This window comes from Kitasatospora sp. NPDC059088 (assembly GCF_042738155.1).
GTDB lineage: Bacteria > Actinomycetota > Actinomycetes > Streptomycetales > Streptomycetaceae > Kitasatospora.
Map to the genome: position 1 here is coordinate 1 of NZ_JBHYGR010000138.1, position 22,252 is coordinate 22,252.

16 protein-coding genes are annotated in these 22,252 nt (G+C 74.9%); 12 read left to right on the top strand and 4 right to left on the bottom strand.

The window, feature by feature from the left end; all coding sequences use genetic code 11:
* Positions 1–217: 217 nt before the first annotated feature.
* The gene (locus ACFWXO_RS37925; RefSeq protein WP_375889459.1) at positions 218–1,669 is read right to left on the bottom strand and encodes an MFS transporter; all 1,452 of its coding nucleotides are present in this window, start codon (positions 1,667–1,669) and stop codon (positions 218–220) included.
* 519 nt (positions 1,670–2,188) lie between these two features.
* Here ACFWXO_RS37925 and ACFWXO_RS37930 point away from each other — a divergent pair.
* From ACFWXO_RS37930 to ACFWXO_RS37940, 3 genes are all read left to right on the top strand, one after another.
* Positions 2,189–2,827, top strand: a complete 639-nt coding sequence (locus ACFWXO_RS37930; RefSeq protein ID WP_380404202.1) for a TetR/AcrR family transcriptional regulator — start codon at positions 2,189–2,191, stop codon at positions 2,825–2,827.
* 81 nt (positions 2,828–2,908) lie between these two features.
* Positions 2,909–3,607, top strand: a complete 699-nt coding sequence (locus ACFWXO_RS37935; protein WP_380529950.1) for a ribonuclease HII — start codon at positions 2,909–2,911, stop codon at positions 3,605–3,607.
* 389 nt (positions 3,608–3,996) lie between these two features.
* Complete coding sequence (locus ACFWXO_RS37940; protein ID WP_375889322.1) at positions 3,997–4,443, top strand: hypothetical protein; 447 nt, start codon at positions 3,997–3,999, stop codon at positions 4,441–4,443.
* Positions 4,444–4,628: 185 nt separating this feature from the next.
* Here the strand turns inward: ACFWXO_RS37940 and ACFWXO_RS37945 are convergent, their stop codons facing one another.
* Both ACFWXO_RS37945 and ACFWXO_RS37950 read right to left on the bottom strand, forming a co-directional pair.
* Entirely contained in the window at positions 4,629–5,348 is a 720-nt protein-coding gene (locus tag ACFWXO_RS37945; RefSeq protein WP_375889320.1) for a hypothetical protein, read from the bottom strand.
* Positions 5,349–5,715: 367 nt separating this feature from the next.
* Positions 5,716–7,911, bottom strand: a complete 2,196-nt coding sequence (locus ACFWXO_RS37950; RefSeq protein ID WP_380529952.1) for a RecQ family ATP-dependent DNA helicase — start codon at positions 7,909–7,911, stop codon at positions 5,716–5,718.
* Positions 7,912–8,140: 229 nt separating this feature from the next.
* Between ACFWXO_RS37950 and ACFWXO_RS37955 the strand changes: the two genes are divergently transcribed.
* The gene (locus tag ACFWXO_RS37955; protein ID WP_380529954.1) at positions 8,141–9,670 is read left to right on the top strand and encodes a DUF4192 domain-containing protein; all 1,530 of its coding nucleotides are present in this window, start codon (positions 8,141–8,143) and stop codon (positions 9,668–9,670) included.
* A gap of 31 nt (positions 9,671–9,701) precedes the next feature.
* Here ACFWXO_RS37955 and ACFWXO_RS37960 read toward each other — a convergent pair whose 3' ends face one another.
* Positions 9,702–11,015 carry an alpha/beta fold hydrolase gene (locus ACFWXO_RS37960; protein WP_380529956.1) on the bottom strand — a complete coding sequence of 438 codons (1,314 nt, stop codon included), beginning with the start codon at positions 11,013–11,015 and terminating at the stop codon, positions 9,702–9,704.
* 629 nt (positions 11,016–11,644) lie between these two features.
* Here ACFWXO_RS37960 and ACFWXO_RS37965 point away from each other — a divergent pair.
* The 8 genes from ACFWXO_RS37965 (at position 11,645) to ACFWXO_RS38000 (ending at position 22,052) form a co-directional block, all read left to right on the top strand.
* On the top strand, positions 11,645–13,768 hold the full coding sequence (locus ACFWXO_RS37965) for a glycogen debranching N-terminal domain-containing protein (RefSeq protein ID WP_380529967.1): 2,124 nt from the start codon (positions 11,645–11,647) through the stop codon (positions 13,766–13,768).
* Between the two features lie 121 nt (positions 13,769–13,889).
* Positions 13,890–14,648, top strand: coding sequence for an NUDIX domain-containing protein (locus tag ACFWXO_RS37970; protein ID WP_375889312.1), 759 nt, complete (start codon positions 13,890–13,892; stop codon positions 14,646–14,648).
* Between the two features lie 111 nt (positions 14,649–14,759).
* On the top strand, positions 14,760–15,047 hold the full coding sequence (locus ACFWXO_RS37975) for a hypothetical protein (protein ID WP_375889310.1): 288 nt from the start codon (positions 14,760–14,762) through the stop codon (positions 15,045–15,047).
* A gap of 210 nt (positions 15,048–15,257) precedes the next feature.
* Entirely contained in the window at positions 15,258–16,718 is a 1,461-nt protein-coding gene (locus ACFWXO_RS37980; protein ID WP_380529959.1) for an ATP-binding cassette domain-containing protein, read from the top strand.
* 3 nt (positions 16,719–16,721) lie between these two features.
* On the top strand, positions 16,722–17,627 hold the full coding sequence (locus ACFWXO_RS37985; RefSeq protein WP_375889305.1) for a hypothetical protein: 906 nt from the start codon (positions 16,722–16,724) through the stop codon (positions 17,625–17,627).
* Positions 17,628–17,824: 197 nt separating this feature from the next.
* On the top strand, positions 17,825–18,757 hold the full coding sequence (locus ACFWXO_RS37990; RefSeq protein WP_375889304.1) for a FadR/GntR family transcriptional regulator: 933 nt from the start codon (positions 17,825–17,827) through the stop codon (positions 18,755–18,757).
* 510 nt (positions 18,758–19,267) lie between these two features.
* The gene (locus ACFWXO_RS37995) at positions 19,268–20,917 is read left to right on the top strand and encodes an RNA polymerase sigma factor (protein WP_380529962.1); all 1,650 of its coding nucleotides are present in this window, start codon (positions 19,268–19,270) and stop codon (positions 20,915–20,917) included.
* Positions 20,918–21,131: 214 nt separating this feature from the next.
* On the top strand, positions 21,132–22,052 hold the full coding sequence (locus tag ACFWXO_RS38000) for a trypsin-like serine protease (RefSeq protein ID WP_375889299.1): 921 nt from the start codon (positions 21,132–21,134) through the stop codon (positions 22,050–22,052).
* Positions 22,053–22,252: the final 200 nt, after the last annotated feature.

Here is a 22,252-nt window from a genome sequence, read left to right on the forward strand (position 1 = left end):
CGGGGGTGGTCCCCGTGGGGGGTTGGTCGCGCCCGCCGGGGCGGGGCGGGGGCGGGCGGGTAAGGCCCCCGGGCGGGCCGGGAGCGTGCTGCCCCGGCCGGCCCCTCGGCGGTTCCGGTGCCCTGCGGCGGTTCCGGTGCCCCTCGGCGGTTCCGGTGCCCCGCGGGGGCCCGGTGCCCTGCGGCGGTTCCGGTGCCCCGCGGGGGCCCGGTGCGGATCAGTGCATCGCGATGCCAGCGCTGTCGCCGCTCGGCAGGTCGCTCGCCTTCGCCTTGACGACGAAGACCGCGATCAGCAGCGCGATCCCGGCGAGCACCGCGCCGACGATGAAGCCGTGCGAGATCCCCTGGGCGAGCACCGAGTTGGCGGCGTCGGAGCCCGGGAGGAACTCGTGGTGCTGTTCGAAGTAGCTGTGCTCCGCCGGACTGCCGTTCTGCAGGAACGCCGGCATCTGGAGCTTGCCCTCGGCGGTCGCGTAGTGCGCGAAGACCGTGGTCAGGATCGAGAGGCCGAGCGAACCGCCGATCTGCTGCATCGAGTTGAGCAGACCGGAGGCGGCGCCGGTCTCCTCGCCCGGCACGCCCGCGACCGAGAGCAGCATCACCGGGACGAAGATCAGGCCCATGCCGAAGCCGAAGATCACCGTGGGGCCGAGGACGCCGTCGAGGTAGCCGCTGTCCTTGCCCATCTGGGTCAGCCAGGTGAGGCCGACGGTGACCAGCAGCGCACCGCCCGCCATGAACGGCTTCGGGCCGTACTTGGCCTGGAAGGTCGAGGCGAGCTGCGCGGCGATGATGATCGCCACGCTGATCGGCAGGAACGAGACACCGGCCTTGAGCGGGCTGTACCCGAGCGGTCCCTGCACGAACAGGACGACGTAGAAGAAGATGCCGAACATGGCCGCGGCCAGGCAGAGCATCATCACCAGGCCGCCGGTGCGGTTGCGGTCGGCGAACAGGTGCAGCGGGGTGATCGGCTGGTCGGTGCGCCGCTCGATCACGACGAAGGCGGCCAGCAGGACAGCACCGGCGGCGAAGGAGCCGAGCGTCAGGGGGTCCGACCAGCCGTCCGAGGCGGCCCGGATGAAGCCGTAGACGAGGCCGACCAGGCCGAGGGTCGAGGTGAAGGCGCCGGGCAGGTCGAAGCGGCCCGGGTGGCGCTCGGACTCGGCGATGTAGCGCGGCGCGGCGATCGCGATCAGCGCGGCGATCGGCACGTTGACGAAGAACACCCAGCGCCAGTCCAGGTACTCGGTCAGCAGGCCGCCGGCCAGCAGGCCGATCGCCGCTCCCGAGCCGGCCACCGCGGAGAAGACGCCGAACGCCTTGTTGCGTTCCGGCCCCTCCTCGAAGTTGGTGGCGATCAGGGCGAAGGCGGTGGGCGAGCAGATCGCGCCACCGATGCCCTGGAGCGCGCGGGCGGCCAGCAGCAGCGTGCTGTCCTGGGCGAAGCCGCCCAGCAGCGAGGCCAGGCCGAACAGCAGCGTGCCGAAGATGAACACCCGGCGGCGGCCGAGGATGTCGCCCGCCCGGCCACCGAGCAGCAGCAGGCCGCCGAAGGTCAGCGTGTAGGCGTTGATGACCCAGGACAGGTCGGTGGTCGAGAAGTTCAGCGCGTCCTTGATGTGCGGCAGCGCGATGTTCACGATGGTCGCGTCGAGCACCACCATGAGCTGGGTGGCCGCGATGACGGCCAGGGTGATGTTCTTCCCCCGGCCCTGGCCGGTCTTCGGTGGTGGGTTCTTGCTGAGCGTGTCGGAGATAGCCACGAATGTGCCCCCTGCTGGCTACGCGCGCGGTGCGGTGGGTGCGATGGGTGTGGTGGGTGTGGTGGTGCGCTCGGTGCGCGGGAACTGCGGTGCGTCAGTGGTGTGTCGGCGGTGCATCGGTGGTGCTTCGCGTGTTCGGGGGCGCAGCGGATCCGCCGCCCCGAACGCGCAGCTGCGCGTCGGCGCAGACTGGGAAGGAACGATGCCGTTCACTAATCTGGACGATAGCCTGGGCTCGATAGTGAACGCAAGCGTTCCTTAAGGATGGTGGCAATGGATCGGTTGATACGGCGACCGGCGGCGGACCGGGCGCCCGGAGGGCCCGCCGTGCCGCTGCCGTCCGGCGGACTCCCGGCAACGCCCGGGGTGTCGGGAGGGTTGGCGGTATCGGCGGTGTCGGCGGTATCGGGGGTGTCGGGTGTGCCGGGGGAGGGGGCCGAGCACTGCTGCCCGGTGCAGGCCGTCCGGGAGGCGCTGGCCCGGCCGGTGCGGCGGCGGGGGAAGGAGTTGGAGAACGCGATCTTCGAGGCCGCGCTCGACCAGCTCACCTCCGGCGGATTCGCGCGGCTGACGATGGAAGGCGTCGCCGGTGCGGCGCGGACCGGGAAGGCCGCGCTCTACCGGCGCTGGGCGTCCAAGGACGAACTCGTCATCGACGCCCTGGACGCCACTCTGCCACGCCCCTACGGCATCCCCGACCTCGGGTCCGCCCGGGCCGAGTTGCTGCAGCTCATCGAGCTGTTCACGGACGCGATCTGCTCCCGGGCGGGCGCCGCCCTGCACGCGCTGATGGCCGAGCTCTCCCAGCAACAGGCCGAGGTGTTCAAGGACTTCATCGTGCAGCGGGTGATCGGGCCGACCAAGGACAGCATCCTGGACATCCTGCGCCGCGGCGTCGAGCGCGGCGACGTGCGCCCCGACGCGGTCACCCCACTGGTCGCCGACGTCGTCCCCGCGATGCTGATGTTCCAGGTGAAGGTCGCCGAACGCGACCTGGCCCCCGACTTCGCGGTCCGGCTGGTGGACGACGTGCTGGTCCCGATGGTCCGGCGGACGTAGCCGGTCCGGGGCCCGTGCGGGCGGGCTTAGGCTGGAGAGCGCCCCACCGCAGGGGGGCCGCACTGCCGAACGGAGTCCGTGATGCCCATCGTCCCGCCGACGCACTCCGTCGAACGCTCGCTCCGCCGGGCCGGCGCCAAGGTCGTGGTCGGGCTGGACGAGGTGGGGCGCGGCGCCTGGGCCGGACCGGTCACCGTCGGGGCCGCCGTCACCGGCCTGCGGAAGCCGCCGGAGGGGCTCACCGACTCCAAGCTGCTCACCGAGCTGCGCCGCGAGGCCCTCGCGCCGGTGCTCGCCGACTGGGTCACCGCGTACGCGTTCGGTCACGCCTCGCCGCAGGAGTGCGACGAACTCGGCATGACGGCGGCGCTGCGGCTGGCCGCCGTCCGCGCGCTGGAGGCGCTGCCGGTCGAACCCGACGCGGTGATCCTGGACGGCAAGCACGACTACCTCGGCGGCCCCTGGCGGGTGCGCACGGTGATCAAGGGCGACCAGTCCTGCATCTGCGTCTCCGCCGCCTCGGTGCTCGCCAAGGTCCACCGTGACGGGCTGATGGCCGAACTCGGCGAGACCTGCCCGGAGTACGGCTTCGCGGACAACGCCGGCTATCCGTCCCCGGTGCACCGTTCCGCACTGGAGGAGTTCGGCCCCACCGACCACCACCGGCTCTCCTGGGCGTACTTGGACGCACTGCCCAAGTGGCGCCATCTGAAGCGCGGTCGGGACGCCTTCGGTGCCGGTCAGGGATCCGCCGACGAACAGTTGACGCTCGGTTTCTGACGGTCCGTCTGGGATTGCCCGGGGTGGGGGTGACGGAAGTCCCGTGCCCAATGGGTGGGGCGCCCGTGCGCGTTCGACCGGCATTTGATAGATATCCGGGTATGCCTGTCTTCCCCGAGGAGCCGGAGATTCACGAGAGCCTCCCGGGCCCCGGCGTTCCCTTCCCCCGCGAGTCGGACGCACAAGCCCTCCACGCGCCTGCCAACGGCGGCGCACCCGCCACCGCACCCACCACCGCCGCGCCGCTCCCGGTGCCCGGCCCGCGACCGGCGCCCCGTCCGGCACCGCCGCGTGCCGACCGCCCGGGACCGTCGCGCCTGATCCCCAAGCCCGGTCCGGCACCGCGCCGCCCGGCCCCTGCCCCGGCCCCGGTCGCGTCGTCGGCCACGTTGCCGGCCCAGGCCACGTCGTCGGCCCCGACCACGTCGCAGGTCGAGGTCCAGCGCATCGCCGCCACCCCGGCGCAGGCGCTGGAACGCGCCGACGACGCGGTCGACCTGCTCCTGGACTCGGGCCGCAACCCGGGCGAGATCCTGGTGCTGACCGTCGGCGACGCCCACCCCTGGCAGCAGCACGAGCTGTCCTTCGGCGAGGAGCGCTACTGGGCGCAACTCGCCGAGGGCGGCGACGTGTTCTACGCGGACGCGGCGCCGGCCAGGCCGGTCCGCCGCGACGTGGTCGTCCTGGTGGTCAACGGCGGTCCGCCCGCCCGGGCCGCCGAGGCGTACGCCGACGCGCTCGGCCGGGCCAACGCCCTGCTGCTCGTGTGTGGGGAGGCCGGCCCGGCCGCCACGGCGGCGTCCGCAACCGCACCCGCGCGTCCGGTCAAGGCCTGACCGGAACTCCGACCGTCGTCCTCGCTCCGGGTCCGGTGCCTACGGTGCCGGGCCCGGGCCCGTCCGCACGGCCGGCGGCCCGTGGCCGAGGCCCGGACCGAGTGCTGAGGGTCAGGCGCCGAGGACCGAGCGGTGAGGGCTGCGCGGTGAGGGTCCAGCGGTGAGGGCCGAGCGCTGAGGACCGATCAGCGCGTCCCGGTGCGACGGCCCGGTTCCACGGCCGTGACCCGCGCCGGGATCCAGGGCGGCTCGGCCTGCGCGGAGCGCTGTGGGGCGTCGACCCGTTTGGCCTGCTCGGCGGCCTGCTGCCGGGCCCGCTGGCTGCGCGGGGCGTCGTCGAGCACCGACCGCGGCGGCAGCTCCGTCACGATGTGCAGCGGTCCGTCCGCCCACGAACCCGCGTGCGGGTTGCGTCCGCCCCGCCCGTCGCCGAGGATCTGCCAGCCCGTCGCGGTGAGCCCGATGTACGAGCCGCAGCGCAGCCCGTGCAGCCCGGCCGCGTCCCGCAGTGCCCACATCCAGGCGCCGTCCTGTTCCGTCCAGCCGGGCGCACCGTCGCGGCAGCGCAGCAGCACGGCCGTCCGGGTCGGCTCGGGCTGGCGCAGGTCGTGCGGGGTGACCCGGCGCAGGTGCGTCAGCAGGGCGTTCCGGTGCTGCCAGCCGTCGGTGTCGTGCGGCCAGGGCGTGAACGAGGCCGAGGCGGCCAGGTGGTGGAGCGCGTCCAGGACCGCCACCACGACCGTGCCCGGCTGGGGCAGGTGACGCTGGTGCAGTTCCAGGACGAACTCGCGCGGATCGCGCAGCAACGGGATCCCCGAGGCGGTCCAGGTCTCCAGGTCCAGCAGCCGTCTGGGCGCCGAACCTCCGGAGAGGGGATGCTGACCTCGGCCGATACCGTTGATCACGATCCTCCTTCCTGGCCCGTGGGCAGGCGGGTGCCTGGGTACGCCGAAGGGCGGGCCCAGCGGACCGGATTTCGGGTACCTCCCAATTCTCAGGGCAACGGGGCCGGAGCGGCAACGATGAAATGATGAACGCCACCCGATAGCCCATGTTCTGCCGGATATGTTCCACGTCGGCCCGAGTGGGGTTCGGGTGACGCCCGACCTTGATCCACACCACGCGAAGGGCATGTCGAACCGTTGTCGGCACGCTGGGCCCTCCTTATCTCGGGTCGGATCTCCGGTGTGATCGAAATCGCCCTGGCAACTCCTTTCCGTTAGACCATTCGAGTGATGACGGCCTCGGGAGCGGCGGCCGCCCGCCGCCCGCTCACCCCTGCACCCCCAGGACCAGCGGCAGCACCGCGCCGGCCCCCGCGCGGCGCAGCAGCCGGGCGGCCACGGTGACCGTCCACCCCGAGTCCACGAGGTCGTCCACCAGCAGCACCGGTCCGCCGGCGGCCGCCACCGCCTGCTCCAGCTCCGGCGGCAGCACCAGCGATCCGGCCAGTGAGTGCAGCCGCTGGGCGCTGTTGCTGCGGGCCCCGTGCGGCGGCAGCCCGCCGGCGTACTCGATCCGGCCGAGCAGCGGCAGCCGTCCGACCTCGGCGATCCGCGCGCCGAGGCTGCCGACCAGCTGCGGGCGGGTCGAGGAGGCCATGGTCACCACACCGACCGGCCGCTCCAGCCGGGTGCCCTCCGCCGTCGCGGGCCCGGCCCAGCCGCCGGGGCCGCGGGCCCAGTCGGCGAGCACCGCCACCAGGGCGTCCACCGCCTCGCCGGGCACCGGCACGTCCGGCGCCTGGTCGGCGAGCAGGGTGCGCAGCCGGGTGCCCCATCCGATGTCGGACAGCCGGCCGAGCGCCCGGCCGGTCTCCGCCTGTTCGCCCGCCGGGATCCGGCCCTTCAACGGCACCCCGAGCGAGTCCATCCCGGTCGGCCAGAGCCGGCGCGGTTCGAAGCTCACGCCCGGGCGGCCGAGTGCGGCCCGGGCGGCGGCCAGTGCCTCCGCGGAGACCTCCGGGGTGTGCAGCGGCCCCGCGCAGTTGTCGCACCGCCCGCACGGCACGGCCTGCTCGTCGTCCAGCTGGCGGCGCAGGAACTCCATCCGGCAGCCGGTGGTCGCCGCATATTCGCGCATCGCCCGCTGTTCCGCCTCCCGGGAGGCGGCGACCTTGGCGTAGCGGGCGGCGTCGTAGGTCCAGCTCTGCCCGGTGGCCGTCCAGCCGCCCTTGACCCGGCGGACGGCGCCGTCCACGTCCAGCACCTTGAGCATGGTCTCCAGCCGGGCGCGGCGCAGGTCCACCCGGGGCTCCAGGGCGGCGGTGGAGAGCGGGCGGCCGGCGTCGGCGAGCGCGTCGATGGTGCGCCGCACCTGCTCCTCCGGCGGGAAGGCGAGCGAGGCGAAGTAGCGCCAGATCGCCTCGTCCTCGCGCCCGGGCAGCAGCAGCACCTCGGCCCGGTCCACCCCGCGGCCGGCCCGGCCGACCTGCTGGTAGTAGGCGATCGGGGAGCTGGGCGAGCCCAGGTGGACGACGAAGCCGAGGTCGGGCTTGTCGAAGCCCATGCCGAGCGCGGAGGTGGCGACCAGCGCCTTGACCCGGTTGGCCAGCAGGTCGGCCTCGGCGGTGCGGCGTTCGGCGTCCTCGGTGCGGCCGGAGTAGGAGGCCACCGGGAAGCCGCGCTCGCGCAGGAAGGCCGTCACCTCCTCGGCGGCGGCCACCGTCAGGGTGTAGACGATGCCCGAGCCGGGGAGCCGGTCGAGGTGGTCGGCCAGCCAGGCGAGCCGGTGCGCCGGGTCGGGCAGCGCGAGCACGCCCAGGGTGAGGCTCTCCCGGTCGAGCGGTCCGCGCAGCACCAGGGCGTGCTCGTCGGTGCCGCCGGTGCCGAGCTGCTCGGCGACGTCGGCGGTGACCCGGGCGTTGGCGGTGGCGGTGGTGGCCAGCACCGGGACGCCGGGCGGCAGGTCGGCCAGCATGGTGCGCAGCCGGCGGTAGTCCGGGCGGAAGTCGTGGCCCCAGTCGGAGATGCAGTGGGCCTCGTCGACCACCAGCAGGCCGGTGGAGGCGGCGAGCTTCGGCAGCACCTGGTCGCGGAAGTCCGGGTTGTTCAGCCGCTCGGGGCTGACCAGCAGGACGTCGACCTTCCCGGCGGCGACCTCGGCCTGGACCTCGTCCCACTCGTCGGTGTTGGCCGAGTTGATGGTGCGGGCGTGGATCCCGGCCCGGGCCGCCGACTCGACCTGGTTGCGCATCAGGGCGAGCAGCGGGGAGACGATCACCGTCGGCCCGGCGCCGCGGGCCCGGAGCAGGGCGGTGGAGATGAAGTAGACCGCGGACTTCCCCCAGCCGGTGCGCTGGACGACCAGTGCGCGGCGGTGGTCGACCACGAGGGCCTCGATCGCCGTCCACTGGTCCTCGCGCAGGCTGGCGGCGGGGCCGGCCAGCTCGCGCAGGACGGCCTCGGCCCGCGCCCGGACCTCGGCGCGGTCGGCGGTGGCGGTGGTGTGGATGTCGGGCTGCTGCATGGCGTCGATGTAACCCCATGCCGCCGACAAGGGGCGAATGCGGGTGGGGTGGTGGAGTGGAAGGCCGGGTGTATTTCATCCGCTGATCCGCTGAACGGCCGCCAAAATTCACTCTCCGGAGTGGCCGTTCTGTGCTCCGATCGAGCGAAGGAAAATTCGGGGGCCGAGTTATCCACAGGAAAAAAGAAAGTGCCGGAGTCGTTCGCGCATTGCGCCCACGCTTGCGGCCATGAACGCGATGAACAACGAACACGTCACCCTGTCCCTGGGTCCGGCTTCCGAGCAGCGGCCCGTCGTCATGCGCGGTCCGGCCGATATGGCCGAGCTGTTGCCCTATCTCCTGGGGTTCTACCCCGACGACAGCATCGTCGCGGTGGGTCTCCAGGGCCCCGACCTCCACCAGGGCGGGGTCATCCGGGCGGATCTCCCGCTCTCGTCCGCGGACTGGCCGGCGGCGGCGGAGGAGACGGCCGCCCTGCTGGTCGCCCTCTCCGAGCGGCACGGCGGCCGGCCGCTCGAAGTGCTCCTCTACCTCTGCCAGGATCCGGTCACGGCGCACGCCCCGCCCGCGGTGGACGAACTGCGGCCGCTGGCCGACCAGTTGCGCGCGGCCTTCGGGCGCAGGGGAGTGGCGGTCAAGGAGTCGCTGTGCGTCTCGGACGGCCGCTGGTGGTCCTTCCTCTGCCGCCGGGAGGGCTGCTGCGATCCGGCGGGCAACCCGGTGCGGCGCGGGCCCGATCCGGGCCCGGCGGCCGCCGCCGCGACGGTGGCCGGCCTGGTGCCGCGCGGCAGCCGGAAGGCGATCGTCGGTGCGCTGGCCCCGGTCGGCCCGCCGGCGGACGCCGCGCAGCGCGAGGCGCTCGCCCGTGCCGAGCCGCTCGCCGGGTCGGTCTCCCGGGAGCAGGGCCTCGAACTGCTGGAGCAGGCCTTCGCCGAGTTCGCGGCCGGTGCCCGGGAGCTCGACGAGGAGCAGACGGCCCGGCTGCTGTTCGCCCTGCGCGACCGCCTCACCCGGGACCGCGGCGTCGAGTTCGTCCGGCCGGCCGAGCTCGCGCCCGCCGAGCGGCTCTGGCGCTTCCTCGTACGGCGGGCCGTCCCGCCGTACGAGGGCTGCGCGGTGGCCCCGCTCACCCTGTTGGCCTGGGCGTCCTGGGTCGCGGGGGACACGGCCACCGCCCGGGTGGTGCTCGGCCACGTCCTGCGGCTCTCGCCGGGCTACCTGCTGGCGGAGCTGTTGTACGAGTCGATGAACGACGGCATGACGCCCGGGGCGCTGCTGTCCGCCGTCGAGGCCCAGCGGCGGCGCCGCGAGGAGCGCGCGGCGGCGGTGCGGCGCGCTTCCGGGCCCGCGGCCGAGGACGGGCCGGGGGCGCCGCCGGGTGCCGAGCGGGCCCCGGGCGGCGAACCCGGGCCGCGCTCAGGCTCGCCGGGCAAGGCGCGCCGACGGCACCGGGGCGGGCGCCGGAAGGGCGGTTCCGCGGCCCCGACGCCGACCGCGATGCCGACTCCGGCGCCGGAGGATCAGAGCCAGGGCGGTCCCGACCACCCCGGTGGGCCGGGGCCGGCCGGTCGACCCCGGGGCTCGGTCGCCCTGCTCCCGGCCCTGGGCTGCGGGCCGGCGGCCGGGGCACGGCCCACCCGGGGTGTGCGCCTCGGCCGGGCGGCGGCCTGCGCCTCGGCCGCCGTCCGGTCCGGCGCCGGCCTGCACCGGGGCCGCGGTGCCCGACAGGGGGCGGGAGGAGCCCACCGTGCGCACTGAACCGCCCGCCGCCCCACCGGTCGGCAGGGTGCTACGCCTCCCCGTGCGCCATCTTGATCAGCCGGTCCAGCACCTTGCCGCCGCTCGTCCGCAGGCCGTCGTGCTCCCACTCGTTGGTGATCCAGGTCCGCAGCCCGCGCACCGCGCGGGCGGTCTCCAGCGAGTCGGCGGTGTCCACGTACATGTCGTCGTGGTACACCGCCGCCACGACGGGCACGGTGTTGGCGGCCAGCCGCGCCGGGTCGTAGAGGTCGGGCCAGTCGGTGCGGGCGGCGAGCAGGTCCGCCGTCTCCTTGAGCGGGCGCAGCGCCGGGTCGGTGTCGAACATCCAGGGGTAGATCATCTCCCCGGTGAACAGCACCGGGCCGTCGCCCTCCAGCGCGGCCCGGGCGTCGAACTGCGGGAACTCCTTGCGGACGCGCTCCGCCGACCAGGCGGTGCCGCCCTGGTCCACCGAGCGCTGACCGTAGATCGACTCGTGCAGCACGGCGTACAGCGGGCCCTCGGCGAAGGAGAGCCGGGCCTGGACGCCGGCCAGGAAGGTGTCGGAGAGCTCGGCCCCGGCCGGGCCCTCCACCCAGGCCTCCTCCAGGAGGTAGTGCAGGGAGCCGGAGCCGCTGCCCCCGCCGAGCATCATCCCGAGCACCTGGAAGGCCTCGACGGTGAGCAGTCCGCCGTCGGGCAGCGTGGCGGGGGAGTCGGCCAGGTGGGCGGCGATCCGCCGGACGGCCTCGACGTCCTGCGGGAAGCGGGCGTAGTGGTCCTCGTTCTTGCGGACGACGCGCGGGTAGGCGGCGCGGTAGACGTCGTCCGCCGAGCTGCCGAGGCCGGAGAGGCCACCGGTGATGAAGGCCTCCGTCAGGCCTTCGGGAGCGAAGGAGAGGTAGGTGAGGGTGCAGAAGCCGCCGAAGCTCTGGCCGAGCACGCTCCAGCGCCGGTCGGCGCCGAGCAGCCGGTGGCGGATCAGCTCGGCGTCCCGGACGATGGCGTCCGCGCGGAAGTGGGCGAGGTAGTCCGCCTGCTCCTGCGGGCCACCGCGACGGGCGAGGGTCTGCCGGGTCGCGGGGGTGGACCGGCCGGTGCCGCGCTGGTCGAGCAGCAGCACCCGGTAGTCGTCGAGGGCGCGCTCCAGCCAGGCGTCCCGGCCGAGCGGGCGGGCGGCCTTGCCTCCGGGGCCGCCCTGGAGGAACAGCAACCAGGGCAGGTCGCCGCGCTCGCGGCCCGAGGCCACCACCTCGCGGGCGTAGACCTCGATCTGCTCGCCCTCCGGGGAGGCGTGGTCGAGCGGGACCTGGAAGACGTGGTCGGTCGTGACAATCCCGGGCAGTCGGCTGACGGTGGACATGCAACTCCTCGGTCTCTGCTGGTCACAGCGGTTGCGTCGCGGTTCACGGGGTCACCGGGTACGGGCGCCGCGACCCCCGCACCGTATCCTGACCGCGGTCGAGCACCGGTTCGACCGCCTCCGCCCAGCGGACCGGGCGGCCAGCAGCGCCCCGGCCCCGGAGTGCGGCCCGGGTCAGGGGCGGCTCCGAGCTCCCGGGCAGGCCTCCGGTGACGGCCCGGCAGGGGCGGCGCCACCGTCGGGGGGCCGGGTGCGACCAGCGACAGTCCCGGCGGGCGTGACCTGGCGGCGGTGCGCGGCGTTCACCCCCCGGGGCCCTGTGTCCGGCGGGCGCGGGTCGCGGGGCGGGGTGGCACGGGCGGGGCGTCACCGGTAGGCCGGGGCGCCGGGTGTGACGGAGTACCGGGCACGACGGGTGTGCCCGACGCGAAAGGCGCGGAGCGCCGGTACCGGACCGGTACCGCACACCGCATGGCACGGCCCACCGTCGGGTACGGCCAGACACGGCACGACCGCCGACGGGAGCGTCCCCGTCGGCCGGGCACCACCAGCACGCGATCGAGCATGCTCGCGGCCCACCGGCCTGACGGCCACCGGACCGCCGAGGGGAGGAGAGTCCGGTGACCGCCATGAGGCCACTGCAGGCCATGCCGGCCGAGAGCGTGGTCGGCGCGCCCAGACCGGTCGGCCGTCCCGACCAGGTCCCGCCGGCCGGGCCCACAGGCGCACCCGCCGGCCCCGGCCGACCGGCGGCCCCGCCGCGCCCCCAGCCCCCGGCCGTCCACCACGCGCTGCTCTGCGTCAACGCCCCCGCGATGGCGGCCTCCGGCCCGGACGGCCAGCTGCGCGGCCACGGTCTGCACGGCTTCTACCGCAACGGCGTCCGGGTGCTGGCCCGGATGGAGCTGCGGCTGGGCGGGATGGAGCCGCTGCCGCTCCAGGGCACCCTGACCAGCACCGCCCAGGCCCGCTTCCTCGGCGCCGTCCGCCTCCCCGGCGACCCCGACCCGGACCCGGCGCTCACCGTCGAGCGGCTGCGCCACGCGGACGGCGTGGAGACCGTCACGGTGCGCAACACCGGCGCCCGGCCCGCGCGGCTGCCGCTGGAGATCGCCCTCGGGACCGACCTGGGCCCGGTCGCCGAGATCGCCGCCGGGCACCGCCCGCCCGACCTGCCCGGCCAGGTGCAGTCGGCCGGGCTGCGCTGGTCCGGCCCGGTGCACAGTGCCGTGGTCGGCGCCAAGCCCTCGCCGCACGCCGTCCTCGCCGGGGCCGGGGTGCTCCGCTGGGACTTGGAGGTCCAGCCCGGTGCCCGCTGGTCGGTCGAGCTGCGGGTCGAACTGGAGAGTGTCCCCGGCGGCCCGCGCCCGCCCGGCGGGCGCGGCACCGGCGTCCCGTTGCCCTGGGCCGAACCGGAGGTGCGCTGCGACGACCCGCGCGCCACGCTGCTGGTCGACCGCTCCCTGGACGCCCTCGGCGGGCTGCTGTTCGCCGACCCGGACCGCCCGACCGACCTCTACCCGGCCTCCGGCGCGCCCTGGCGCTTCGGACTCGCCCCGGCCGACGCGCTCTGGGCCGCCCGGCTGGCGCTCCCGCTCGGCACCCGGCTCGCGGCCGGCACCCTGCGCGCCCTGGCCCGCCGTCAGCAGCTCGCCCCCGCCCCCGGCCGCACCGAGGGCCTGCTCCCCGGCGCCCTGCGGCACGGCGGCCCCGAGCTGCCGCCCACCTGCACGGCCACCGAGGCCACCCTGCTGTTCGTCACCGTGCTGGCCGAGGCCTGGCGCTGGGGGCTGCCCCGGGCGGAGGTCGCCGAGCTGCTCCCGTCCGCCGAGCGGGCCCTGGCCGCCCTGCGCGAGGGCCTGGTCGACGGCTTCGTCACCGACCTCGGCCGCCCGGCGGAGGACCGCGCCGCCCAGCCGGTCGCCGCCCGTGCCGAGGTGCAGGCACAGGCCCACCGCGCCGCCCTGCACGGCGCCGAGCTCCTGGAGGCCTTCGGCAGGCCGGGTGCCGGGGAATGGCGGGCCTGGGCCGCCGGGCTGCGCGGACGCTTCCGCGAGCGGTTCTGGATCGACGACCTCTCCGGCGGCCGACCCGCTGCCGGGCTGGCCCCGGGTGGCCAGCCGCTGCCCGCCGTCGCCTCTTCCCTGGTGCACCTGCTCGACACCGGGCTCGCCGCCGACGGCGGCCGGCACGAGAGCCTGCTGGACCGCGAGCACACCCGGCTGCTCGCCCAGCGGCTGGTCGCGCCCGAGCTGGACAGCGGCTGGGGCCTGCGCACCCTCAGCGCCAAGTCACCCCGCTTCAACCCGCTGGGCCACCGCGGCGGCGCGGTGCGGATCCACGAGACCGCGCTGGCGATCGCCGGGCTCGCCGAGGCCGGCCACGAGAACGAGGCCGGCGCCCTGCTGGAGGGCCTGCTCGCCGCCTCCGCCCACTTCGAGGGGCGGCTGCCGGAGATGTACGCGGGCGAGCAGCGCACCCCCGGCTGCCCACCGGTGCCGCACCCGGCCGCCTGCCGCCCGGCGGCGGTCTCCGCGGCCGGAGCCGTTCACGCGGTGTTCGCACTCGCCGGAGTCCGGCCGGACGTCCCCGGCGGCCGGGTCCTGGTCCGCCCGGCCAGCACCGCCCCGCTCGGCGAACTCGAACTGACCGGCCTGCGGGTGGCGGGGGAGCCCTTCTCGGTGCGGGTGAGTCGGGCCGGAGTGGCGATGGTGGAGGAGGCCTCCGCGCACCTGCAACTGGTCGCCCGCTGACACCGGCTCCCGAGCCGGGACCACCCGTGCGCGAACCGTCTCGGACGGACGGCGGCCGGCTGCTGTGCGCTCCGCGTACGGGCCTGTGCTTATCGTCAGAGAGACGACTATGATCGTCGCCATGTCGCGCTACGATCCGTCGGCCTTCCCCCCGTTCGCTGTCACGGTTGACCTGGTGGTTCTGACGGTGCGCGACCACTCGCTCTGCGCCCTGCTGGTCAGACGGGGTGAGCCGCCCTACCAGGGGTACTGGGCGCTGCCCGGCGGCTTCGTCCGACCGGACGAGGGCCTGGCCGAGGCGGCCTCCCGCGAGCTGGCCGAGGAGACCGGTCTGCGCGCCCACTCCGCCCCCGGCCACGAAGCGGTCGGCCCCGGCGCGGCCGGTGCCCACCTGGAGCAGCTCGCCACCTACGGCCACCCGCAGCGCGACCCCCGGATGCGCGTGGTCAGCGTCGCCTACCTGGTGCTCGCCCCCGACCTGCCGACCCCCCGGGCCGGCGGTGACGCCAGCGGCGCCCGCTGGGCGCCGGTCGGCGAACTCCTCGGAGGGAGCCCGGCCGACGGAGTCCCGCTGGCCTTCGACCACGGCCTGATCCTCGCCGACGGTGTGGAGCGCGCCCGCTCCAAGATCGAGTACTCCTCCCTGGCCACCGCCTTCTGCCCGACCGAGTTCACCGTGGGTGAGCTGCGCCGCGTCTACGAGGCCGTCTGGGGCGTCGCCCTCGACCCGCGCAACTTCCACCGCAAGGTCACCGGCACCCCCGGCTTCCTCCTCCCCTCCGGGGGCACCACCACCCGCCAGGGCGGTCGCCCGGCGCAGCTCTTCACCGCCGGCGGCGCGACCGTCCTCAACCCGCCGATGCTCCGCCCCGACTCCTGAGCCCCCACCGAACGGCCCCGGCCCGGGAGCCGGACCGGCGGCACCGGGGCACAGTGGCGGTGGACGCTTCGGTCACCGGACCGAAGGCCTGCGGACCCTGGGAGCCCTGCGATGGCCGTCACCGACGACTGCGCCCGGCAGCGAGGCATCATCGAGACCTTCGTCGCGGACTTCGAGAACCTCACCGAGGTCACCGAACGGACCGAGAAGGAGCTGGCCGCGCTGAAGGCCGCGCACGGTGACCCGCAGGCGATCGCCTCCGTGGAGGAGCGGCTGAGCGCGGAGAAGGAGCAGTTGGCCGAGACCGCCGTCCAGGGCCGGGCCGCCGTCGACGAGTACCGGGGCGAGTGCGTCGGCCAGCCGCTCCCGCCCGGTGCCAAGGTCTTCGTGTCGCCGTAGGGCGCGCCCCGCGGACCCGTGTCCGACCCACGGCCCACACCTCTCCCCGGCTGCCTCCTCCGGTGAATCGCAGGATCGGATTGTCCCCTGATCGGGTGAGGTGGGCAGGCGGTGGGCCCGTCGCGGTTCGGTAATGCCCGGAATCGGCGCTGCTGACCCCTAATGTGCTGGCGTCGAGCAGGTCGGCCGAGGGCATGGGAGCAGCCAGCGATGATCCAGATCACCGGACTGACCAAGGTCCATCGCAAGGGCGCCCCGCCCGCGGTGCTCGATCTGACCTTCCACGCCCGGCCCGGGATGGTGACCGCACTGCTCGGCGACGAGGGGGCGGGCAAGTCCACGGCGCTGCGGCTGATGCTCGAACTCGAACGCGGCCAGGGCATCACGCTCTTCGAGGGCCGCACCTACCGCCGGATCCGCCGCCCCGAGCGCGAGATCGGCGTGCTGCTGCCGGCCTTGGGGGAAGGTGCCGCGGCGGTGTCCGGGAACCCGGGCCGCAAGGCGCGCGGCCATCTGCGGATGCTGGCCGCGGCGGTCGGGGTCCCGACCCGGCGGGCCGACGAACTGCTGGAGCAGACCCGGCTGGCCTCCGTCGCCGGACAGCGGTTGCGCACCTTCTCCCCGGGGATGCACCGCCGGCTCTCGCTGGCCGCCGCGCTGCTCGGCGATCCCGGCACGTTGCTGCTGGACGCCCCGACCGAGGGCCTGTCCCCGCGCAACGTCGAGTGGTTCCACTCCTTCCTGCGCTCCTTCGCCGTCGCGGGCGGAACCGTGCTGGTGACCACCCGCACCCCGCAGGAGGCGGCCCAGCTGGCGGACCGGGTGGTGACCCTGGACCGTGGCCGGATGCTGGCCGACCAGCCGGTGGCGGAGTTCTGCCGGACCAGGCTGAGCCCCGAAGTGGCCGTCCGGGGGCCGCAGATGGCACGGCTCGCGGACCTGCTGGTCAGTCAGGGCGCCGAGGTCCGCCGGGACGGCGGGGCGGGGATCGCGGTGGCGGGCATCGACCGCACCGAGATCGGTGAACTCGCCTACCGCCACGGGATCCTGCTGCACGAGCTGGCCGACCGGGTGGTCGAGCAGCCGGTGCCCCGCGCCGCCCTGCCGGTGGCCTCCGGGCGCTCGGGCCGCCTCCCGCTCCAGTCGGAGGCCGAGGCCGCCGTCGAGCCCGCTGCTGATCCCGTCCCCGATCCCGCCCCCGAGCTCGCCGCCCCCGAGCCCGGGCTCCCCGCAGCCGCCGTCCCGGAGCCCGCCTCGGAGGGCCGTTCCCGCGAGGACGCGCTCCGGAGCACCCGGGCGCTCCCGGTCGCCGCCGTGACGGCCGCCCTGCCCGTTCTCGCCGCCCCCGCGCGGAAGCAGGCCCCCGCGCCAGCGCCCACCGTCGCCGTGGAGCGGCTCTTCCGCGACCGTCCCGCCCCGGCACCCGGGCCCCTCCCCGTCGAGCCCCTCCCCACCGCCCCGGTCCGCACCGTGGCCGAGGCCGCCACCGCCACCGCGACCGAGGCGGTGCCCCCGGCCGAGCCCGTGACCGTGCGCACGCCCGAGCCGCGGCCCGCTGTCGGGAGCGGGGCCGACCTGCTCACCGACGACACCGTCCGCCTCGGCCGGGTCATCCCCGGCAACGGACCCGCTGCCGCCCCCGCCACCCCCGACGACCACCGGAGCGAGTGAACCGTGCGTGTCCTGGCCTACGAGCTGCGCCGCCTGCGCGGCCTGCGTTCCACCTGGCTGCTGCTCGCCGCCGTCCTGCTCTGCGACGCGGTCGTGGCCGCCGTCCTGGCGAGCCAGGCCCCGCCCGGCCCACTGGCCGGTCCGGCCGGGGTGCGCCTGCTGACCGCCGCCGTCCCGCTGATCCCGCTGCCCTTCGCGGCGCTCGGCGCCGGTGTGCTGGGCGCGCTCTCGTACGGCCACGAGGTGCGCCACCCGGGGCTGGCGGCCTCGCAGGTGGCGTACGGGCGCCGGGTGCGGCTGCTGCTGGCCAAGCTGCTGGTGGTCGGTCCGGTGGCGGCGCTGCTGGCGCTGGCCACCCTGCTGGTCGACCTGGTGGCCGTGCACCTCGCGCTGCCGGACGGCGTGACGGTGGCGGCCCGGACGGATCCGGGCGCGCTGTCCGGCGGGGCGTCCGCGGCACTGGGCGCGGTCGGGCTGGACCGGCCGGCCGACCTGCCGGGCCTCTTCGCCCCGCTGGCGCCGGCGACCGGTCACGGGGTGCCGGGCGCGCTGCTGGCCTTCGTCCTGCTGACCGTGGTGGCCGCCTGGACCGGTGTGCTGACCGCCTCGCTGACCCGCAGCGCCGCCGCCGGGGTGCTGCTGCTGTGCGCGCTGCCGCCGCTGCTGGAGTCCGGCGTCGCCCTGCTGCTGCGGCGCACCGGCCGTCCGTGGCCGACCCGGGCGGCGGAGCTGCTGCCCTTCCAGTCCGGCGTCGAGTGGGCCTACGGCTGGGTGTACGGCGGAACGCGCGAGGCGGCGGCCGGGGGCGCGGCGTTGACGGACCCGGCGCTGCTCGCGGCGGTCGCGGCCCCCGCGGGGGCCCTGCTGCTGGCCGCCCTGCTCGTCCAGGCCCGCCGCCGCGCGCTGTGACCCACGGGTGACCCATCCCGTGGACCTCGGGCCCGCGCCGCGGACCCGCCGCCGCGGTACCGGTGCTGCGGACCGGTACCGCCCGTCCCGGGGCGGTGCGCCGTCCCGAAGCACCAAGATCGACCAGCAGTGACCGCAATGCGCGGTTCTTCCTGATAAGAAGTCAATTATCCAGTCACGGTCGATCACCCTTTCGTGTGCTTTTCACGAGAATTCTCAAGCTGCGCCTGCCGATCGCCGACAAAGGAGGCGTGAGTACCCTTGCGCACCCCACCATGACCCCCGCCCGTTCCGCCGACGGGCCGATCCACGGCCCCGGCGACCTGGACCGCTTCTCGTACGCCGACCGGCCGATGCCGCCGGCGCCCCGTTGGGAGGGCGCCGAGTCCGACATCGGCCGGGTCGGCCGCAAGACCACCAGCAGCCGCGGTCGCGGTCTGCACGGCCAGCTGGTCCAGCAGCTCGGCCAGATGATCGTCTCCGGCGACCTCGGCGCCGACCGTCCGCTCGTGCCGGAGGAGATCGGCCAGCGGTTCGAGGTGTCCCGGACCGTCGTCCGCGAGTCGCTGCGCGTGCTGGAGGCCAAGGGCCTGGTCAGTGCCCGCCCGAACGTCGGCACCCGGGTCCGCCCGGTCGGCGACTGGAACCTGCTGGACCCGGACATCATCGAGTGGCGGGCCTTCGGGCCGCAGCGGGACGAGCAGCGCCGGGAGCTGTTCGAGCTCCGCTGGGCGATCGAGCCGCTGGCCGCCCGGCTCGCGGCCGGCCACGGCCGGGAGGACGTCCAGCAGCGGCTGGTCGAGCTGGTCGAGATCATGGGCCACGCCGCTGCCCAGGCCGACCTGTCCACCTACACCCGGGCCGACGCCGAGCTGCACGTGCTGATCCTGCAGATGGCCGGCAACCGGATGCTGGAGCACCTGTCCGGGATCGTCTCCTGCGCGCTGCAGGTCTCGGGCGGTCCGACCATCTCCTGCGAGCGGCCCTCCGAGTCCTCGGTCAACCTGCACGCCCGGCTGGTGGATGCGCTGGGCACCGGCGACGGCACCGCGGGCGAGGCCGCGATGCGCGCGCTGCTCACTGTCCACCCCGAGCTGGAGCCCTCCGTTCCCGCCCCCCGGGAGCACTGAGCGGGCTGTTCTCCGCGAGCGGGCCCGCCGGGTGCGGGCCGCTCCGCCAGGGCCCTCCGGCCGCCGCCCCGCGCGGCGCAGCCGGAGGGCCTTCGCGTGGGGTCGGCGTCCCGCCCGGGTCCAACCCGTGCCCGCCCACGTCCCGCCCGAGTTCTGCCCGCGTCCGGCCCCCGCGCCCCGCCAATGTTCCGCGCATGACAATAGACTTCGCCGCGAGTGCGCGATGATGGATGGCGGCCCGGGGTCGAGGGCACCGAACGGTGTGACCCGCGACACCAAGGCCATGCGTAACACTTGACGAGTAGCAGCGATGTCTCCTGAGCGGGAGCAGCTCCGGAATACTCCAACATGTCAGAATGCTGTGTTGGTCCGCGGCGCTGCTGCCGTCCTGCAAACCCAGTCCTCAAGCCCGAGTCGGTCGGAATCGACACCGCGCGTCCGACGCGCGATTTCCTTCCCCGCCCGCTCGGGCGGCCGGTACGGGTTCGAGTCCACTCATCGTCCGAGAGGTTGTTCGTGTCGGCCAGCACATCCCGTTCGCTTCCCCCCGAGATCGCCGAGTCCGCGGCTCTGCTGGCGCTCATCGAGCGGGGCAAGGCCCAGGGGCAGATCGCCGGTGACGACGTGCGCCAGGCGTTCGAGGCGGACCAGATCCCGGTCACCAAGTGGAAGAACGTCATGCGCAGCCTCAATCAGGTGCTGATTGAGGAGGGCGTGGACCTCATGGTCAGCGCGGCCGAGCCGGCCGGCGCCAAGCGCAAGAGCGTTGCCGCCAAGAGCCCCACCAAGCGCACCGCCACCAAGGCTGTCACCACCCGGACCCCGGCCGCTCCGTCGGCCCCGACCAAGCCGCCCGTGCGGATCGCCCCCGGCGCTCCCGTCGCGGCTCCGGCCGTCGCCGCCGCCGCGGCGCCCGCCCCCACCGTGTCCGCCGACATCACCGTCGTGGAGACGACCACGGTCGTCACCGAGGCGAAGGCCGTCGCGGCGAAGAAGGCCGCGCCGGCCAAGAAGGCCGCGGCCAAGAAGACCGCCGCCCCGGCCAAGAAGACCGCCGCCAAGAAGACCGCCGGCGGCAAGGCCGGCAAGGGCGACGAGGAGCTCATCGGCGAGGAGGAGCTGCTCGAGGACGTCGCGCTGCCCGGCGACAAGGCGGGCGAGGAGGCGGAGCCCGAGGAGGAGTCGCAGGGCTTCGTGCTCTCCGACGACGACGAGGACGACGCGCCGGCCCAGCAGGTCGCCGTCGCCGGTGCCACCGCCGACCCGGTCAAGGACTACCTCAAGCAGATCGGCAAGGTCCCGCTGCTCAACGCCGAGCAGGAGGTCGAGCTCGCCAAGCGCATCGAGGCCGGCCTGTTCGCCGAGGACAAGCTCTCGGCCGCCGACAAGCTCGCCCCGAAGCTCAAGCGCGAGCTGGAGATCATCGCCGAGGACGGCCGCCGGGCCAAGAACCACCTGCTGGAGGCCAACCTCCGCCTGGTGGTCTCGCTGGCCAAGCGCTACACCGGTCGCGGCATGCTGTTCCTGGACCTGATCCAGGAGGGCAACCTCGGTCTGATCCGTGCGGTCGAGAAGTTCGACTACACCAAGGGCTACAAGTTCTCGACCTACGCCACCTGGTGGATCCGCCAGGCGATCACCCGCGCCATGGCCGACCAGGCCCGCACCATCCGCATCCCGGTGCACATGGTCGAGGTCATCAACAAGCTGGCCCGCGTCCAGCGCCAGATGCTCCAGGACCTGGGCCGCGAGCCCACCCCGGAGGAGCTGGCCAAGGAACTCGACATGACCCCCGAGAAGGTCATCGAGGTCCAGAAGTACGGCCGTGAGCCGATCTCGCTGCACACCCCGCTCGGCGAGGACGGCGACAGCGAGTTCGGTGACCTGATCGAGGACTCCGAGGCGGTCGTCCCGGCCGACGCGGTCTCCTTCACCCTGCTCCAGGAGCAGCTGCACTCGGTGCTGGACACCCTGTCCGAGCGCGAGGCCGGCGTGGTCTCGATGCGCTTCGGCCTGACCGACGGCCAGCCGAAGACGCTCGACGAGATCGGCAAGGTGTACGGGGTCACCCGTGAGCGCATCCGCCAGATCGAGTCGAAGACCATGTCGAAGCTGCGCCACCCGTCCCGCTCCCAGGTGCTGCGCGACTACCTGGACTGATCGGCGGCCCGACCGGTCGGCAGGTCCGACCGGCGGCAGTACGTGACGAAGGCCCGGAACCCCACGGTTCCGGGCCTTCGGGCCGTTCGGGGGCGGTGCGTCAGCGTCCGGGTGGCGCTTGTCGCTCGTCCGGGTGGCGGCACACCCGGAAGCGGTCGCCCAGTGTAGTCGGTCACCTACGCTGTGCCGGTTGCCTGCTGCCGAGCCTTGTGGAGTGACGGTGCTGACCGACCCGGACCCAGTCGACCTGCCGACCCCCGTCCCGCGCCGGAGCGACCGCGCCGTCGTCCCGGCCGTCGCCCGGACCGGCCGCCGCCTGCGGCGACGGGGCGCGCTGCTGGCGCTGCTCGCCGCCGTTCCGGTGCCGCTGGCGGCGCTCGGTGCGGCCGGCCCGGCGCAGGCGCAGCGCCGGGTCGTCGGGGGTGCCACCGTGAGCACCGCCGACCACCCGTGGATCGTGGCGCTGGCCAGCCGCCAGCAGTTCGGCAGCGGGCGCTCCGGCCAGTTCTGCGGGGGCGCGCTGGTCACCCCGACCAAGGTGGTGACGGCCGCGCACTGCTTCTACGACGAGGCCAAGGGCCGGGTGGACCGCCCGGGGCTCAAGGTGGTCGTCGGCCGGGACGACATGCGCGGCTCGGCCGGCCACGAGGTGGCCGTCCAGCGGATCTGGGTCCACCCCGACTACAACTTCGCCGCGAACATGAACGACGTCGCGGTGCTCACCCTGGACGAGTCGCAGGGCTCCCGGCCGGTGGTCGAGCTGGTCGGCCAGGGCGAGAGCGGACCGTACGCGGCCGGGACGGCGGCGCAGGTCTACGGCTGGGGCGACACCAGCGGGCGGGGCGACTACTCGCCGGTGCTGCGCCGGGTGGACGTGCCGATCGTCGCGGACCAGACCTGCGCCCACGCCTACCCGGGCGGGCAGGACGGCAAGTTCGACGCCCGCGGCATGGTCTGCGCGGGCGAGGAGAAGGGCGGTAAGGACGCCTGCCAGGGCGACAGCGGCGGCCCGCTGATCGTGGCCGGCCGGCTGGTCGGGCTGGTCTCCTGGGGGACGGGCTGTGCCGAGGCGGCCCACCCCGGGGTCTACACCAGGGTGTCCTCGGTCACGGACGCGGTGCGCTCCGCGCTCTGACCATCGCCGAGGGTGATGGGGCGATGACGTCCTGACGCCGTTTCGGCTCCGGCCCGGGGCCCCGCGGTCCGGGTGGCGGTGAACGCGGGAGAGCGGTCGGGAGAACAGCGGAGCCGGGGGGGGGGGGCCCCGCCCGGGGGGGCCCCCCCCGCGCCCCCCCCCCCCCCGGGGCGGGGGCGCGCCCCGCCCCCCCGGCGGGC

Coding starts and splice junctions, on each gene's coding strand:
- ACFWXO_RS37935 (WP_380529950.1), top strand. CDS start 2,909: ATGCCCATCGTCCCGCCGACGCACTCCGTCGAACGCTCGCTCCGCCGG.
- ACFWXO_RS37975 (WP_375889310.1), top strand. CDS start 14,760: ATGGCCGTCACCGACGACTGCGCCCGGCAGCGAGGCATCATCGAGACC.
- ACFWXO_RS37925 (WP_375889459.1), bottom strand. CDS start 1,669: ATGGTGGTGCTCGACGCGACCATCGTGAACATCGCGCTGCCGCACATC.
- ACFWXO_RS37950 (WP_380529952.1), bottom strand. CDS start 7,911: ATGCAGCAGCCCGACATCCACACCACCGCCACCGCCGACCGCGCCGAG.
- ACFWXO_RS37980 (WP_380529959.1), top strand. CDS start 15,258: ATGATCCAGATCACCGGACTGACCAAGGTCCATCGCAAGGGCGCCCCG.
- ACFWXO_RS37960 (WP_380529956.1), bottom strand. CDS start 11,015: ATGTCCACCGTCAGCCGACTGCCCGGGATTGTCACGACCGACCACGTC.
- ACFWXO_RS37955 (WP_380529954.1), top strand. CDS start 8,141: ATGAACGCGATGAACAACGAACACGTCACCCTGTCCCTGGGTCCGGCT.
- ACFWXO_RS37965 (WP_380529967.1), top strand. CDS start 11,645: ATGAGGCCACTGCAGGCCATGCCGGCCGAGAGCGTGGTCGGCGCGCCC.
- ACFWXO_RS37970 (WP_375889312.1), top strand. CDS start 13,890: ATGTCGCGCTACGATCCGTCGGCCTTCCCCCCGTTCGCTGTCACGGTT.